The sequence below is a fragment of the Modestobacter sp. VKM Ac-2977 genome (assembly GCF_026968045.1).
GTDB lineage: Bacteria > Actinomycetota > Actinomycetes > Mycobacteriales > Geodermatophilaceae > Modestobacter.
The window spans coordinates 690,910-706,653 of the sequence record NZ_JAPVBQ010000001.1 but is presented as its reverse complement, the minus strand read 5'-3'; the positions used below and the strand labels follow the sequence as shown (position 1 = coordinate 706,653).

Sequence of the window (15,744 nt, the reverse complement as noted above, 5' to 3'; positions counted from 1 at the left end):
ACGCCCCGACCCGTCGTCCGCCGGTCAGAGGTCGCGGCGCGGGCCCTCGGCGCGTTCCTCGACGGCGCCGTGGTGCAGCAGGCTGGCGACGGCCAGGGCGAGGCCGCCCCAGATGACGACCATCGCCACCACCATCATCACGATCGCTGCCGTGCTCATCGGGGTCCTCCCTCGTCCTGCGGGCGGTCGTGCGGGGTCCGGTCCGTGGTGGCGGGTGCGTGCAGCGGCGCCGCCGGATCGGAGCCCGGTGGCGGTCCGTCCAGGTGGGTCCCGGCGCGCCACGGGAGCCGGGCGAGCAGGAAGCCGATGAGCGGCAGCGCCACGACCAGCGCCCAGCCGAGGACCAGCAGGAGCCAGGCCGGGTAGTCCTCGTAGCGCGCGGCCAGGTCGTCCCGCAGTGCGAGGACGAGCACGACGGCCAGGCCGACCGGGGCGACGACGCTCGTCAGCAGGCGCCAGCCGGTGCCGACCCGGGGACGGCCGTGCACGTTGAGGTGCGCACCGAGGCCGGGCAGGGCCCGGACCACCCAGGAGACGACCAGCATGCTGACCAGCGCGACGACGAGGATGCCGTACTGGTTGACGAAGTGGTCGACGACGTCGAGCACGTAGATGCCGCTCGTCGTGCTGAAGAGCACCAGGCTCAGCACCGCGGCCGGGACGCCGACCGCGAGGGTCGCGGTGAGGCGGCCGGTGTCCAGCTTGTCGCGGACCGCGGAGATCACCACCTCGATCACGCTGATCAGCGAGGTGATGCCGGCGATGACCAGCGCCCCGAAGAACAGGACGCCGAGCAGGGCGCCGCCCGGGGCCTCGCTGATGATCGCCGGGAAGGCGATGAAGGCCAGGCCGATCCCTCCGCTGGCGACCTCGTCGACCGCTTCTCCGCTGGCCTGGGCCATGAAGCCCAGGGCGGCGAACACCCCGATGCCGGCGAGCAGCTCGAAACCGGAGTTCGAGAAGCCCACCACGAGGCCGGAGCCGACCATGTCCTCGCGGCGGCGGACGTAGGAGGCGTACGTGATCATGATGCCGAAGCCGACCGACAGCGAGAAGAAGATCTGGCCGAACGCGGCGGCCCAGACCGCCGGCGAGGTCAGTGCCGACCAGTCGGGCGCGAAGAGCGCATCGAGGCCGGCTCCTGCGCCCGGCAGCAGCAGCGCCTGCACCACGAGGGCGACGAAGGCGAGCACCAGCACCGGGATGAAGACCAGCGAGGTCAGGCCGATGCCCCGCTGGACGCCGAGGGCCATCACCACCAGGACGGCCAGCCAGACCAGCGCGAGGGGCACGAGCACTCCGGGCACCACGTCGGCGGTGACCCGGACGTCGCCGGCCTGGAGGAACTCGCTGAAGAAGAAGCCCTCGGGGTCGTCGCCCCAGGCCAGGTCGAGGGAGAAGAAGGTGTACCGCAGCGCCCACGCGATGACCGCGGCGTAGTAGACGGCGATGACGAAGCAGATGCCCACCTGCCACCAGCCGAGCCCCTCGGTGCCGCGGCGCAGCCGGGCGAAGGAGAGCGGTGCCGAGCCGCGGTGGCGATGGCCGATCGCGTAGTCCAGCAGCAGGAACGGGATGCCGGCGGTCAGCAGCGCGATCAGGTAGGGCAGCAGGAAGGCACCGCCGCCGTTCTCGTAGGCGACGTAGGGGAACCGCCAGATGTTGCCGAGCCCGACCGCCGACCCGATCGCCGCCAGGATGAACACGCGCCTGGAGCTGAACCCGCCGCGGCGCTCCTCCTCGTCGGGCTGCTCCGGGGCCCGCCCCGCCGTCGTGCTCATGCGACCTCCTGTGTCGTGATCCGTCGAGGAGAGGATGTCAGGCCCCGGCGCCTCGGCGGCATCGTCCCGGTGCCGTCCCAGGTCACGGGAGCAGCACGAAGGCAGCGCGGTCCTGTACCGGCACGCCCCGGCACGATCATGCTGATCCCGTCCGGGGCGCGGGTGACACCAGGGAGGAGCGACGTGGTGGCCAGGTGCAGTCGGGGACGACTCCTCGCCGTCGCGGCCGGCTCGGCGGCGGCGCTGACCGCCTGCGGCACGGCGGGCACCGACCCCCTCGGCCACCGCGGGCAGGTCGTCCCCGTGCCGGTGGGGACGCTGACGGCGGACGACGTCGCCGAGGCCCAGACCGCGTTCGGTGTCGACCTGCTGCACGAGGTCTGCGCGCACACCCCCGACCAGACCGTGCTGCTGTCCCCGACCTCGGCAGCCGGGGCGCTGAGCCTGCTGTACCCCGCCAGCCGCGGGCAGACGGCGGAGGCCGTCCGGACCGTGTTGCACCTGCCGGAGTGGTCCCCCGACCTCGTCGCGGCGTTCCGCGACCACACCGACGCACTCGACGGCCTCCGCCACGAGGGCGACCTCGAGGACGACGATGCGCCGGACTCGCTGCAGATGAGCAACCGCCTCTGGATCGCCGAGGGCATGGAGCCGGACCCCGACTACCTGGACGACATCGCGACCGGCTTCGACGCCGACGTGCTGGCACTGGACTTCGCCGGCGACCCGGGAGCGGCGACCGACCGGATCAACACGACGGTCGAGGAGGACACCCGCGGGGTCATCGAGGAGCTCCTGCCCGAGCCGCTGAGACCGAACACCGTCGCCGTGCTGACCAATGCCCTGCACCTCCAGGCCAGGTGGGCGATCCCCTTCACCGACACCCGGCCGGCTCCGTTCGCGGCGCCGTCCGGTGAGGTGACCGTCGAGATGATGAGCGGCGCGACGGGCGCCCACCGTGCCGCGGACGGCTGGCAGGCGGTCGAGCTGGCCTACCGCGACGGAACGCTCAGCGCCGTCGCCGTCCTGCCGCCCGAGGGCACCGACCCGTGCACCGTCGACGCCGCCACCCTGACCGGCCTGCAAGCCGCCGAGTCGACAGAGGTGGGCGTGCAGCTGCCGCGGCTGGAGCTCGAGCAGTCGCACCAGCTGCTGGACGTGCTGGCCGCGATGGGGCTGCCGGTCGAGGGTGGTGACTACTCCGGCCTCGGCCGGGACGGTCTGGCCATCTCGCGGGTCGTGCAGCAGGCGTTCCTCGACGTGGACGAGGACGGCACCGAAGCGGCCGCTGCCACCGCCGTGGTGGTCGAGGAGGCGGCAGCGGCACCCCCGTCCGCGGTCGTGTCGTTCGACCGGCCCTTCCTCCTCGTGCTGACCGACACGGAGACGCGCTCACCGCTGTTCATGACCGTCGTCCAGGAACCGTCGGCCTGAGCTCCCCAGCCCGGGCACCCGCACCGGACGCACGTAGGGCCCGGTCGAGTGACCGGGCCCTACGTGGTGGAACGGGGGCTTCACCAGCGGATGCTCCTCGAGCGGCGGACCCGGGAACCGGACCAGCTCGTCGAGGACGATCCTGTGGTGGAGGCGGCGGGAATCGAACCCGCGTCCTGCGACGCATCACCAGGGCTTCTCCGAGCGCAGTTCGCTCTGCCTCTGCTCGACCCTCCCGATCTCACGAACGAGTCGGGATGACGGGCCCAGTCGCTGTGTGGTGTCCCACACGCACCCGCGACCGATGCGTGCGGTGAGTCATCTAGCTGATGCCAGGATCCGGGCCGATGACGAACCCGGGCTGACAGACTCGCCTAGCTGCTGTTAGGCAGCGAGAGCGAAGTCGCGCTGATTGGAATCGGCGCTTGTGTTTTTTGCAACGGATGGTTAACGAGATCATCGTTGCCTTCCTCGGCTCGCTTCCCCTGGTCAGACGACCGCAGTCGAGACCAATCGCCCCCCTGTGTAGTTGTACGGCCAGCATAACGGCACATGTCCCCCAGGTGTTCCCGAGCGCGCGGCCCACCCCCCGCTCGGTCCGCGGACGACACTGCACACCGTCACCACGTCACCGCCGGGCCGTCGGCGCTCCAGCTGCCGGTCGTCCCGCTCGACCCGCCAGGGGGCAGCGCATGACCGACGACGTCACCGCCGACATCGACGAGCACACGATCACCGACGCCGTCGTCGCCAGCTTCGCCGCGACACCGGACAGCCGGCTGCGGGAGGTGCTGGGCGCGCTCGTGCGCGGGCTGCACACCGCGATCCGGGAGGTGGAACCGACGCTCGCCGAGTGGGAGCACGCCATCGACTTCCTCACCCGCACCGGGCAGCAGTGCGACGACGTGCGGCAGGAGTTCGTGCTGCTCTCCGACGTCCTCGGGATCTCGTCGCTGGTGGAGAACATCAACCACCGCAAGGTCGGCGGGGCCACGGAGGCGACCGTCCTCGGGCCCTTCCACATGACCGTCTCGCCACCCCGCCGCAACGGCGACTCGATCGACGAGGTGGGCGGCGACCAGCCCTGCGTCGTCACCGGCCGGGTGCTCTCGGTCTCCGGTGAGCCGGTGCCCGGGGCGAGCGTCGACGTGTGGCAGGCCGACGAGCACGGCTTCTACGACGTCCAGCAGCCCGACGTGCAGCCGGCGGGCAACGGCCGCGGGCTGTTCACCACCGACGAGGAGGGCCGGTTCTGGTTCCGCACCACCGTCCCGGCGCACTACCCGATCCCCACCGACGGCCCGGTCGGCGAGCTGCTCGCGGCGACCGACCGGCCGCCGTTCCGGCCGGCGCACGTGCACTTCATCGCCGATGCGCCCGGGTTCGTGCCGGTGACCACGCACGTCTTCGTCGACGGCAGCCCGTACCTGGACGCCGATGCGGTCTTCGCGGTCAAGCGCAGCCTGATCCGCGACTTCGCCTCCGTCGACGACGCCGAGCAGGCCGCCCGGTTCGGCACGGTGAACCCGTTCCGGCTCGCCGTCATCGACCTCGTCGTCGAGCCGACCGCAACGCCCTCTCCGTGACCTCTAGATCCAGTCGCGGCGCTTGAAGATCACGTACAGCGTGAGGCTGACCATGAACATCAGCACGACGGCGAACGGGTAGCCGTACTGCCAGTCGGTCTCCGGCATGTGGTCGAAGTTCATCCCGTAGACCCCGCCCACGAGGCTGGGGGCGAACAGGATGGCGGCCCAGGCGGAGATCTTCTTGACCTCCTCGCCCTGGGCGAGGCTGGTCTCGGTGAGGGTCTTCATCTCCTCGTTCTGCCGCTGGGCGACCAGCGTGGCGTTCACGGTGAGGATGTCGCGCAGCTGCAGCCGGAAGCCCTCGACCCGCTCGGTGGTCGAGGTGACGTGGTCGGCGACGTCCCGCAGGTGGCTGCGCAGCTCCTCGTCGACGCCGTACTTCTCGAACCCGGCGGTGATCGCGGCGAGGATGCCGGTCAGCGGCTGGACCGCCCGCTGGAAGTCCACGACCTCCTGGGACAGCTCGTAGATGCGCCGCGACACCTGCGGGTCACCGCGGAAGACCTCGACCTCGATCTCGTCGATGTCCTTGTCCAGCCCGGCGACGACCGGGGCGTACCCGTCGACGACGGCGTCCAGGATCGCGTACAGCACCGCCTCCGAACCGCGGGCCAGCAGCTCCGGCGAGCTCTCCAGCCGGCGGCGCACCCGGGCCAGGTCCGGCGACTCGGCGTGCCGCACGGTGATGGCGAAGTCCTTGCCGAGGAACAGGTGCAGCTCGCCGAACTCCACCTCCTCGGCCTCGTCCAGGTAGCGGGCGGCCTTGAGGACGACGAACAGCGTGTCCCCGTACCGCTCGAACTTCGGCCGCTGGTGGGCGTGGATGGCGTCCTCGACCGCGAGGTCGGGCAGGTCGTACTGCTCGGCCAGCTCACCCAGCGCGGCCGGCTCCGGGCGGTACAGCCCGAGCCAGACCATCCGGTCGTCGAAGCCCTCGGTCAGCCACTCGTGGCTCTCGGCCGCCGATGCGGGCGTGGCGATCCGCCGTCCGGCGGCGTACACCGCGTTGTCGACCATCCGCGAGCGCCGCTCGGCCGCGGCCTCCGGACCGGGCTGCTCGGCCGGCCGCGGGGGCACGAGGACGGCGCGGGGCCGGCGGGTGAGGGTGGACAGGGCGGTGCGGGGGGCGAGGCGACGATCGGCCACTGCGGGCTCCCGGGGGACGCGGGGACGGGTGGGCGCGGGAGGTCCCCGTACGCGTGCCCGCCCGGCTCAGCGAGCTGGGGGCGTCAGCGGGAAGGGACCTCGGGACTGCAACTGGGAGGCTCCGATCGCACGGCCCAGCACCTCCCGTCGTCCCCAGGGCCAGCGTCGCGCGGGCCGTCGTCCATCGTGACACGCGAGGGCGCTCCTGGGCATCCCGGTCGCCCGACCGGGGGGTGAACGGCACGACAAGAGTCAGCCGGCGACCTCGCCGGCCGGAGCCGGCACCCGCAGCGCGACCAGGAACCGGGAGACCATCGCGTAGCCGGCCACGGTGGTCACGAGCTCGACCACCTGCCGGTCGTCCAGGTGCGCCCGCACGGCGGAGAAGACCGCAGCAGGGACGTCGACCTGCCGGCTCGACGCATCGGTGAACCGCAGCACCGCGGTCTGGACCGGGGAGAACACCGGCGCCGCGGCCGCGTCGGGGGTCCGCAGCGCGGCGAGCTGGGCGTCGGTGACCCCGGCCCGGCGGGCGGCCGGCTCGTGCGCGACCCACTCGAACTCCGCCCCGTTGAGGACGGCGATCCGCAGCACCACCAGCTCGGTCAGGTCGGCGGTCAGCGTCGTCCCGTTGCGCAGCGCCCCGAGCAGCGCGCTCCACCCCTCGGCCACGGCGGGGCTGTGCAGCAGGAGGCGGTCCAGCGCGGACAGCTCTCCCCCGCGCCGGGCCCGCAGCACCTCCGCGGCCGGGGTGTCTCCGGCGGCGTCCGGCAGCCGCGCGCCGGTCACGACCGGGACAGCACGCCGGCCGGGAACGCGCCGTTGCCCAGCAGCCGGCCGGTCAGGTCGCCGGCGAGCGCGGCGACACGCTCGGTGCGCTCGGTGCCCAGGTGCGCGAACGGGGCGGCCGACAGCGCGTCGGTCTCCTGCTCGATCGACGCCCGCAGCTGCTGGCCGGCCTCGGTGAGCCCGCCGTCGGCGACCAGGCCGCGCTCGGTGAGCCCGTCCAGCGCCGCCGTCCACTCCTCGTCGGACCAGCCCCGGGTCGCCTGGGCGGCCTCGCGGGTGAAGCCGCGGCCGGTCAGCGTGTGCGTGGCCAGCGCCTCCAGCCCGGTCAGCCCGTGCCGGACCACGCTGAGCACGTGCCCGTCGCCGCGGTGCTCGCGGAGCAGCGTGACGCCGTGCCACACCTGCAGCAGCGGCTCGTCCGGCCAGGGCAGGTCGGCGTGGGCGGCGAACAGCGGCCGGGCCTCCGGCGTCAGCGCTGCGCACGCCTCACGGAGCAGGCCGGCCAGCTCGCGCAGGCTGCCCTCGTCGGCGCCGTCGAGGAGCCGGGTGAGCGAGGCGCGCGCGGCCGCGGTCCGGGCAGCGAGCACCTGCTCCGGGGTGGCGAGGGTCCAGGCGCGGGGCAGGTGCCGGGCCACGATCGCCGGGGCGAAGTTGGCGAAGGTCGCCGTCACCACGCCCGGGCCGACCGCCCCCATCGCCGCCGCGCGGCCGGCGAAGTAGACCATCCGACCCGGGCGGAGGCCGGCTCCGGTCAGGTGCTCGTCGGTCTCCGGCGCGAAGTAGACGTGCGAGTGCAGCGGCTCCAGCCGCCGGTGGGTGCGGGCGACCAGGCGGAGGTCGGGGGCGGGCGGGGAGGCGGGCTGATCGACGCTGACCATGCCGGGCACCCTAACCAGTCAGTCGCGCGACCCCGAGGGAACCGACCCGGGCCAGCGGACTCCCGCGACACAGGAGCGGTTGTGGTCCAGGTCGTCCTCGACGTACTGGGTGAGCACGACCCGTCCGCCGTCGACGAGCGGGTCGTCGGCACAGTTGGCTTCCGCGCCGGAGAGGCTGCGGGCGCCGGCCAGCCAGCTGTCCAGCCCGTGCAGGCTGCTCCACGAGGGCACGTCACCGACGATCTCGCCCCACTGGTAGCCGGTCGAGTAGAGCCCGACCCGGCCGCCCACCGACTCGAGGTGGTCGGTCATCCCCTCCAGGGTGGCCCGGTTGTTCCGCTGCGCCGCCGCGCCGTCGGTCTGCCAGGTGTTCATCGTCTCGACGTCCAGCCACCAGCGCAGGCCGACGAGGTCGGCCGGGCTGTCGATGGCGGCGTCCCCGTCGAGGTCGCCGAGGGTGCCCAGCACGATCCGGACGTCGTTCTCGGCCCGTTCGACGCCGTACTCGTAGGAACAGGCAGCGCTGTTGCCGCCGTCGCACACGCCGTAGCGGTTGACGCCCCGCGACGGCCAGGTCGTCACCTGCTCCCGCACCTCGCCGGGGTTGGCGGTGTTCACGTAGAGCTGCGCCCGCGGCTGGGCCGGCACGGCACCCGAGGAGTCGTCCGCCCACTCCCACTGGTCGGCCAGACAGCGGTTCTCCGTGGTGGCGATGCCGCCGTTGACGCCGATGACCGCGAACGCCGCGTCGCCGGGGAGCGTCCGGTCGCACTGGGGGTACGAGACGTCGTACCCGACGGTGCTCTGGACGGCGGTGCTCTCGACGGCGGGGCGGCGCTCGGCCGTGGGCTCCTCGGCGGCGGCGACCGCCGGTGCCCCGAGCACCGCGGTGCCGAGCGCGGCGGAGGCCACGACGACCGTCCGCAGGATGCTCCGCATCACATCGACCGTACGCCTCGCGGCGGCCGCCGGCCGGTCGCACGGTGTCCACGAAACTGGACTGGGTAAATGTCTGTACTGCGTTCAGCTTTTGCCCTACGGTGATCACGTGACCGGATCCGGACAGGGGAAGACCCCGCACTGTCCGGTCGGTCGCGTGCTGGGCCTGCGGGAACGCAAGAAGCTCGAGGCCTGGCGGACGATCCGCTCGACCGCGCTGCGCCTGATCAGCGAACGCGGGTTCGACGCGGTGAGCGTGGAGGACATCGCCGCCGAGGCCGGTGTCTCCCGGACGACGTTCTTCAGCTACTTCCGCAGCAAGGAAGCCGTCGTCTACGACCTCGATCCGCAGGAGCTGCAGCAGTGGCGCGCTCTCCTGGCGGACTGTCCGAAGGGCGAGCCGCTGTGGGAGGCGCTCACCGGTCTCGCCCTCAGCCTGGCGGAGCTCCTCGCCGACCGCCTGCCCCGGCAGAAGCGGCTTTTCGAGCAGTCACCGGAGCTCTGCGACTCGTCGCGGGACGTCTGTGACAGCTTCGGGCCCGACCTGCGGGAGTGGGTCGCCCGTCGCACCCCCGACGGCGAGGAGCTGCACGCCGCCCTGGTCCTCAACACCACCTTCGCCGCCTTCAACACGGCGATCGAGGCCTGGGACCCAGACGACTCCTTCGACCACTTCCTGGAACTCGTCCGCGACTGCCTGCGCTGGGCCGGCGCAGGACTCGCCCGACCCATGAGCTGACCCGCTCCGCTCTGCGCCGGCACTGACCCCGCCGGCCTCCCCGACCGCGCACCGCCGCCGGTCGGGCGGGTCCGCCACCTCCTCAGCACGCGACCGCGCGACGCCGCCGGCCGCGAGCCCTCCCCTGCTCTCATCCCCCTCGTCACCGCGCACCGCGCGAGAAGGACGGCTCCGTCATGCCCGCAGACAGCCTGATCACCCCGCCGGGGACCACCGTCCCCGATGCGCCACCACCGCCTACGCCGGACACCGAGGGCCCGGACCCCCGCCGCTGGCTGGCCCTCGCCGTCATCGCCGTCGCCCAGCTGATGGTCGTGCTGGACGCCTCGATCGTGAACATCGCCCTCCCCGACGCCGGCCTCGACCTGGGCATCAGCGCCGCGAACATCCAGTGGGTGGTCACCGCCTACACGCTCGCCTTCGGCGGGCTGTTGCTGCTCGGCGGGCGGATCGCCGACTTCACCGGCCGCAAGCGCGCCTTCCTGATCGGCCTGATCGGCTTCGCCGGTGCCTCCGCACTGGGCGGCCTGGCTCCCAACCAGGAGCTGCTGTTCGCCGCCCGTGGCCTGCAGGGTGCGTTCGCGGCGCTGCTCGCGCCGGCCGCGCTGTCGCTGCTGGCGGTCACCTTCACCGACCCCAAGGAGCGGGCCCGCGCCTTCGGCGTCTTCGGTGCCATCTCCGGTGGTGGCGCCGCGATCGGCCTGATCCTCGGTGGGGTGCTCACCGAGTACGCCTCGTGGCGCTGGACGCTGGGCGTCAACGTGCCGATCGCGCTGGCCACCGCCGTCTTCGCGATCGGCCTGGTGAAGGAGAGCCGCGCCGACGGCGATCGTCGCTACGACGTGCCGGGCGTGCTGCTGTCGGCCGCCGGCCTGGTCAGCCTGGTCTACGGCTTCAGCAAGGCCGCCGAGGAGGGCGTGGGCTGGACCGACCCGGTCACACTGACCCTGCTGGCCGCGGCCACCGTCCTGTTGGTGTCGTTCGTGCTCTACGAGCAGCGGGCCAGCCACCCGCTGCTGCCGCTGCGCGTGGTCCTGGACCGCAATCGGGGCGGTTCCTACCTGGTCTTCCTGCTGGTGGGTGCAGGGATCTTCGCCATCTTCCTGTTCCTGACCTTCTACTTCCAGCAGACCCTCGGCTACAGCCCGCTGGAGTCCGGCTTCGCGTTCCTGCCCTTCAGCGGCGGGATCATCCTCGGCGCCGGGGTCGTCTCCCAGGTCCTCCCCCGGGTCGGGCCGCGGCCGCTGATCATCGGTGGTCTGCTCGTGGCTGCGCTGGGCATGCTGTGGCTGACCCGGATCGGCGAGACCAGCTCCTACGTCGCCGAGGTGCTCCCCGCCCTGCTGGCGATCAGCCTCGGCATGGCGGCGGTGTTCGTGCCGGCGTCCAGCACGGCGCTGGTCGGGGTGGCGAGCCACGACACGGGGATCGCCTCGGCCGTGCTCAACACCAGCCAGCAGGTCGGTGGCTCGCTGGGCCTGGCCCTGCTGAACACCTTCTACGCCTCGGCGGTCACCGGGTACCTCGTCGACAACCCGGGCTCCGCCCCGGGAGCCGCCTTCGTGCACGGGTACCACGTGGCCTTCATCTGGGCCGCGGTGTTCCTGGCGGTCGCCCTGGTCCTCAGCATCGTGCTGATCCGGGCGAAGAAGGACGACCTGCCCGCCGAGGTGGCCCTGGCGGCCTGACCCCCACGGAGGGGCCGACGTCGCGGCGTCGGCCCCTCCGGTGCGTCAGCTGAGCGGGGCCAGCCGCCGGGACCAGGAGACCTGGGTCCGGGCGGTGGTGAAGCCGAGGCTCTCGTACAGCCCCAGCGCGCCGGTGACGTTCTCGCTGTCGACCTCCAGCCCGGAGGTCTGGCAGTCCTGTGCCGCGGCGGCGTGCATCGCCTCGATGATCACGGCCTTGGAGACCCCCCGGCCCCGGGCGGCCGGGAGGACGCCGATCTGGCCGAAGTAGCTCTCCCGGGAGCCGCTGGCCGCGGCGGTCGCCTCGGAGACGTAGGCCAGCGCGTAGCCGAGCACCTCGCCGTCCTCGACGGCAAGCACCGACAGGTCCGGGCGGAAGGTCCGCATGCCGGTGAACATGACCTGCCAGGAGGCGACGTCGCGCTCGCTGGAGCCGTAGTGCTCGGTGAAGGCGGCGTTGTGCGCCAGCCGCACCTCCTCGTCGCGGTCCCAGGTGAACGGCACCAGGTCGATGCCGTCGAGCCGGCGACGCGGCGGCAGGTCGGTGAGCGGGCGCTCCATGTGGAAGAACCAGCGGACCGCCTCCAGCCCGGCCCGGCGCACCAGCGCCTCCAGCGAGGGCATCGTCGTGTACACGGTGGCGGTCAGCCGGGCTGGTGACCCGGGGTGCCGCTCGGCGTGCAGCTCCTCGCCCCGCGCAAGCTGCCAGGCGAGCAGCGCCCGGCCGATGCCACGGCCCCGCCACTCCGGCAGCACCCGACCCTGCAGGTGCACGCCGTAGGCGTCCCGGAACGTGGGCGGGGCGATCGTGGTGGCGTAGCCGACGACGGTGCCGTCGGCGGTGCTCACCAGCCGGGTGTCCCGCTCCAGGTCGACCAGCTCGCTGACCCACAGCCCGGTGAGGTCCTCGGGGGACTCGTGCAGCCCGGTGTCGTCGACCGCCTCGGCCACGGCGAGCAGCTCGGCCACGGCGACGGCGTCGTCGGGGCGGATCGGGCGGGCGGAGAAGCCGTCGGGCAGGGAGAGCGGTGCAGGGTTCACGGTGATCGAGGTTAGGGGGTCACCCCGAACAGCCGTGCACCGTTGTGCCAGAGGACGGCCCGCAGCCACTCCTCCCCCAGGTCCAGCCGGTGCAGCGCCGCCAGCTGGTGGGCGTAGGGGTACGGGATGGCCGGGAAGTCGCTGCCGAGCACCACCTTGTCCCGCAGCGCGGCCAGCCGGGGCAGCAGCGCCCGGTCGAAGGGCATCAGCCGCTCGGTGAAGTCGGTGGCGAACATCGTGGTGTCCAGGTGCACCCGCTCGTACCGCTCGGCGAGGTCCAGGAACGCCGCGTACTCCGGCATGCCGAGGTGCGCGATCACCAACTGGAGCCGGGGGAAGACCTCCAGCAGGCCGGCCATCGGGGCCGGGCCGGTGTGCTCCCCGCGTAGCGGCCCCGAGCCGCAGTGGATGACCACCGGCGTGCCGGTCTCGGCCAACCGGGCCCACACCGGCTCCAGCAGCCGGTCCCGCGGGTCGAAGGCGCCGACCTGCACGTGCACCTTGAACACCCGCGCGCCGGCGTACAACGCCTCCTCCACGTACCACTGCACGTCCGGCTCCGGGTAGAACGTCGCCGAGTGCAGCACCTGCGGGTGCTCGGCCGCGAACGTGGCCGCTTCGGCGTTCAGCCAGGCGGCCATCCCCGGCCGGTGCGGATAGGGCAGCGTCGGGAAGGCCCGGACGCCGAGTCGGTCCAGGACGGCGAGCCGCTCCTCGACCGGCAGTGCGTACGTGACCGGCCACGGCGCCCCGTAGTGCGTCTCCGCCTCGGCGAAGTACTGCCACACCTTCGCCTGCACCCGCTCCGGCAGGAAGTGCACGTGCACGTCGACCAGCCCGGGCAGCCCCAGCTCCCGCCAGTACCTCGGGACGTCGGCATCGTCGACGGGCGGCGCGACCACGAGGGCCACCCTAGGTCCGCCCCATCGCTGGGCGCCCACCGTGCCGGCCAGGACGAGCACCGCCGTCCGCTGATCGCCACTAGCCTCCGGCGGCGTGGACGCGACCTTCAGCGCAGAGCTGTTCGAGTGGCGTGGCCCGGCGCCGTTCCACTGGCTGCCCCTGCCCGCGGACGTGTGCGACCGCATTCGGGCCGAGGCCACCGTGACCAGCTACGGCTGGGGCGCGGTCCCGGTGCGCGTGCGGATCGGCACCACCGAGTGGGAGACCTCGCTGCTGCCGCGCGCCGGCGGCTACGTGCTCCCGGTGAAGCAGCACGTCCGCGCGGCGGAGCGGTTCGACGACGGCGACACGGTGACGGTCGCGTTGCGCGTCGCCCCGCGCGGCGGTCGGGCCGCCAACGGGAGCGGCCCGACCGTGTGAGGCGGGATCAGGGGAGGGTGACGACGACCTTGCCGCGCACGTGCCCCTCGGCCACCAGCCGCTGGGCGTCGGCGGTCTGCGCCAGCGGGAACGCCTTGGCGATCGCCACCCGCAGCTGCCCGGCGTCGGCCATCCGGCCGAGCTCCTCCAGGTCGTGCCGCTCAGGGCGCACGAAGACGTACCGGCCGCCGAGGTCGAGCACCGCCGGGTCGACGACGCTGGCGATCCGACTCGGGTCGCGCACCTGGTCGGGGGCGTCACCCAGCGCCGGCCCACCGACCAGGTCCAGGACGGCGTCGACCGGCTCGGACAGCTGCCCGGAGATCGGGCCGGCGTTGTAGTCGAGCACCTCGGCGGCGCCGGCGTCGGTCAGGAAGCCGTGGTTGCGCGGGCTGGCGGTGCCGATGACGTGCGCGCCGAGCGCGGCGGCGATCTGCACGGCGAAGAAGCCGACCCCGCCGGCGGCCCGGTGCACCAGCACCCGGTCGCCCTCGCCGACGTCGAGCGCCTCGGTGAGCGCCTGGTAGGCGGTCAGCCCGGCCAGCGGCAACGCGGCGGCCTCGGTGAACCCGAGCGAGTCGGGCTTGTGCGCGATGCACCGCTGCGGGGCGGGCACGAGCTCGGCCGTCGTCCCCCACTGGACGTCGTCCCGGCGCAGGTAGCCGAAGACCTCGTCACCGGGGGCGAAGTCGACCACCGCCGGCCCGACCCGCTCCACGACACCGGCCAGGTCCCAGCCCGGCACGATCGGGAAGTGGTGCGGGAAGAAGCCGGCCAGGCCGCCGGCCCGGATGCCCATGTCCACCGGGTTGACCCCGGCCGCGCGGGTGCGGACCAGCACCGTGTCCGGCCCCACCGGGGGCTCGGGCAGGTCGTCGCGCAACTGCAGGACCGACTCGTCACCGAACCGGTCGTAGGCGATGCCGCGCATGAGGTCAGCGCCGTCCCTTCACGTAGCGGCCGAAGGCGCGTTCCATCTCCCGGCGGGAGTCACGCTCGGCCAGGTCCTGGCGCTTGTCGTAGCTCTTCTTGCCCTTGGCCAGCGCGAGGGTGGCCTTGACCTTGCCGTCCTTGAAGTACAGGTCGAGCGGGACGAGCGTGAGCCCGCCCTCCTTGGTCTTGCCGATCAGCTTCTCGATCTCGGCGCGGTGCATGAGGATCTTGCGCTTGCGGCGCGGGGCGTGGTTGGTCCACGTGCCCTCGGTGTACTCGGGGATGTGCACGTGCTGCAGCCACACCTCGCCGTCGTCGACGCTGGCGAAGCCGTCGACGAGCGAGGCACGGCCGGCACGCAGGCTCTTCACCTCGGTGCCGGTGAGCACCAGGCCCACCTCGTAGGTGTCCAGGATCGAGTAGTCGTGCCGCGCCTTCTTGTTCTGGGCGATGAACTTGCGCCCCTGTTCCCGCGGCATGTCGCCAGGTTACCCAGGGCCCGCAACCGATCACGGCGCCCGACCCCGGAGGGCAGGCGCCATGATCAGCGGACGGCGAGCGTCAGAGCCGGACGTAGAGCCGCAGCGTCACGTAGGCGGCGACGGCGGCCAAGCCCACCCCGGCGGCGGCGATGATCGGCGAGATCGCGATGATCGCCGACCAGTCGACCGGCGGGATGATGCCCGCCTTGATCGGCCCGGCGAGCGTCTTGTCGACGAACAGGATCTTGGTCAGCACCAGACCGCCGATGGCCAGCAGCGCACCGATCAGGCCGGCGAGCGCCGCCTCCAGGATGAACGGCAGCTGGGTGTACCAGCGGGAGGCGCCGACCAGTCGCATGATGTTGGTCTCGTTGCGTCTGTTGAAGGCCGCGAGCTGGATCGTGTTGGAGATCAGCAGCAACGCGGCCAGCGCTTGCACGAGGGCCACCGCGAGGGTCCCGTTGCGGGCGCCGTTGAGCAGGCTGAACAGCCGGTCCAGGAAGTCGCCCTCGTCGCGGACCTCGTCGACGCCGGCCTCCCCGTTGGGGAACTGCTCGGCGATGACCGGGTACCGCTCGGGGTTGACCAGCTCGACCCGGAAGCTCTCCGGCAGCGCGTCCTCGGGGGTGTTGGCGATCAGCGCCGGCTGCTCCTGGAACTGCTGGGTGAAGCGCTGGTAGGCCTCGGCGCGGGTCTCGTAGATGTACTCCTGCACCTCGGGCGAGGCGTCCAGCTGCGCGGCGATCGAGTCCCGTTGCTCGTCGGTGACGTCGTCGGCGAGGTAGATCGAGACCTGGATCTTGTCGTAGTAGATCTCGCGCATGTCGCCGATCATGTTGGCGATCAGCAGGCCGGTGCCCATGAGGCCCAGCGAGATCCCGGTGGTCAGGATCATCGCGACCGTCATGGTCAGGTTCCGACGCAGCCCGGCAGCCACCTCGGAGAGGACGAAGTTGACGCGCATCAGTTCCCTGTCATGTCG

16 protein-coding genes and 1 other RNA gene are annotated in these 15,744 nt (G+C 72.6%); 5 read left to right on the top strand and 12 right to left on the bottom strand.

Annotated features, from left to right (window positions below; all coding sequences use genetic code 11):
- Positions 1-24: 24 nt before the first annotated feature.
- Positions 25-159 (bottom strand): methionine/alanine import family NSS transporter small subunit, encoded by a 135-nt coding sequence (locus O2V63_RS03440; RefSeq protein ID WP_269166165.1) that lies wholly within the window; start codon positions 157-159, stop codon positions 25-27.
- A complete protein-coding gene (locus O2V63_RS03435) occupies positions 156-1,781 on the bottom strand; it encodes a sodium-dependent transporter (protein ID WP_269166163.1) in 1,626 nt (541 codons plus the stop codon). The genes O2V63_RS03440 and O2V63_RS03435 overlap by 4 nt, the downstream gene beginning before the upstream one ends.
- 186 nt (positions 1,782-1,967) lie before the next feature.
- Here O2V63_RS03435 and O2V63_RS03430 point away from each other — a divergent pair, with 186 nt between their 5' ends.
- Positions 1,968-3,215, top strand: a complete 1,248-nt coding sequence (locus O2V63_RS03430; protein WP_269166161.1) for a serpin family protein — start codon at positions 1,968-1,970, stop codon at positions 3,213-3,215.
- Between the two features lie 145 nt (positions 3,216-3,360).
- Here the strand turns inward: O2V63_RS03430 and ssrA are convergent.
- Positions 3,361-3,736, bottom strand: a transfer-messenger RNA (tmRNA) gene (ssrA, locus tag O2V63_RS03425).
- Positions 3,737-3,907: 171 nt separating this feature from the next.
- Between ssrA and O2V63_RS03420 the strand changes: the two genes are divergently transcribed.
- Entirely contained in the window at positions 3,908-4,801 is an 894-nt protein-coding gene (locus O2V63_RS03420; RefSeq protein ID WP_269166159.1) for a dioxygenase family protein, read from the top strand.
- Positions 4,802-4,804: 3 nt separating this feature from the next.
- Here the strand turns inward: O2V63_RS03420 and O2V63_RS03415 are convergent, their stop codons facing one another.
- From O2V63_RS03415 to O2V63_RS03400, 4 genes are all read right to left on the bottom strand, one after another.
- Positions 4,805-5,950 (bottom strand): magnesium and cobalt transport protein CorA, encoded by a 1,146-nt coding sequence (locus tag O2V63_RS03415; protein ID WP_269166158.1) that lies wholly within the window; start codon positions 5,948-5,950, stop codon positions 4,805-4,807.
- A 252-nt stretch (positions 5,951-6,202) separates the two neighbouring features.
- A complete protein-coding gene (locus O2V63_RS03410) occupies positions 6,203-6,739 on the bottom strand; it encodes a carboxymuconolactone decarboxylase family protein (RefSeq protein ID WP_269166157.1) in 537 nt (178 codons plus the stop codon).
- Positions 6,736-7,617: an SCO6745 family protein gene (locus O2V63_RS03405; RefSeq protein ID WP_269166156.1), complete on the bottom strand. Its 882-nt coding sequence runs from the start codon at positions 7,615-7,617 to the stop codon at positions 6,736-6,738. Before O2V63_RS03405 ends, O2V63_RS03410 begins: the two co-directional genes overlap by 4 nt.
- A gap of 18 nt (positions 7,618-7,635) precedes the next feature.
- On the bottom strand, positions 7,636-8,556 hold the full coding sequence (locus O2V63_RS03400) for a hypothetical protein (protein ID WP_269166154.1): 921 nt from the start codon (positions 8,554-8,556) through the stop codon (positions 7,636-7,638).
- A 109-nt stretch (positions 8,557-8,665) separates the two neighbouring features.
- Between O2V63_RS03400 and O2V63_RS03395 the strand changes: the two genes are divergently transcribed.
- Positions 8,666-9,295, top strand: coding sequence for a TetR family transcriptional regulator (locus O2V63_RS03395; RefSeq protein WP_269166153.1), 630 nt, complete (start codon positions 8,666-8,668; stop codon positions 9,293-9,295).
- A gap of 176 nt (positions 9,296-9,471) precedes the next feature.
- Complete coding sequence (locus O2V63_RS03390) at positions 9,472-10,983, top strand: MFS transporter (protein WP_269166151.1); 1,512 nt, start codon at positions 9,472-9,474, stop codon at positions 10,981-10,983.
- A gap of 45 nt (positions 10,984-11,028) precedes the next feature.
- Here the strand turns inward: O2V63_RS03390 and O2V63_RS03385 are convergent, their stop codons facing one another.
- Positions 11,029-12,024: a GNAT family N-acetyltransferase gene (locus O2V63_RS03385; protein ID WP_269166150.1), complete on the bottom strand. Its 996-nt coding sequence runs from the start codon at positions 12,022-12,024 to the stop codon at positions 11,029-11,031.
- Between the two features lie 11 nt (positions 12,025-12,035).
- On the bottom strand, positions 12,036-12,926 hold the full coding sequence (locus O2V63_RS03380) for an amidohydrolase family protein (protein ID WP_269166149.1): 891 nt from the start codon (positions 12,924-12,926) through the stop codon (positions 12,036-12,038).
- A gap of 94 nt (positions 12,927-13,020) precedes the next feature.
- On the opposite strand from O2V63_RS03380, the gene O2V63_RS03375 reads away from it, so the two are divergent.
- Positions 13,021-13,347 (top strand): DUF1905 domain-containing protein, encoded by a 327-nt coding sequence (locus tag O2V63_RS03375; RefSeq protein WP_269166148.1) that lies wholly within the window; start codon positions 13,021-13,023, stop codon positions 13,345-13,347.
- Between the two features lie 7 nt (positions 13,348-13,354).
- Here the strand turns inward: O2V63_RS03375 and O2V63_RS03370 are convergent, their stop codons facing one another.
- The 3 genes from O2V63_RS03370 to ftsX form a co-directional block, all read right to left on the bottom strand.
- The gene (locus O2V63_RS03370) at positions 13,355-14,278 is read right to left on the bottom strand and encodes an NADP-dependent oxidoreductase (protein WP_269166147.1); all 924 of its coding nucleotides are present in this window, start codon (positions 14,276-14,278) and stop codon (positions 13,355-13,357) included.
- Positions 14,279-14,282: 4 nt separating this feature from the next.
- Positions 14,283-14,759 carry an SsrA-binding protein SmpB gene (gene smpB, locus O2V63_RS03365; RefSeq protein ID WP_269160630.1) on the bottom strand — a complete coding sequence of 159 codons (477 nt, stop codon included), beginning with the start codon at positions 14,757-14,759 and terminating at the stop codon, positions 14,283-14,285.
- 82 nt (positions 14,760-14,841) lie between these two features.
- Positions 14,842-15,726 carry a permease-like cell division protein FtsX gene (gene ftsX, locus O2V63_RS03360; protein ID WP_269164831.1) on the bottom strand — a complete coding sequence of 295 codons (885 nt, stop codon included), beginning with the start codon at positions 15,724-15,726 and terminating at the stop codon, positions 14,842-14,844.
- Positions 15,727-15,744: the final 18 nt, after the last annotated feature.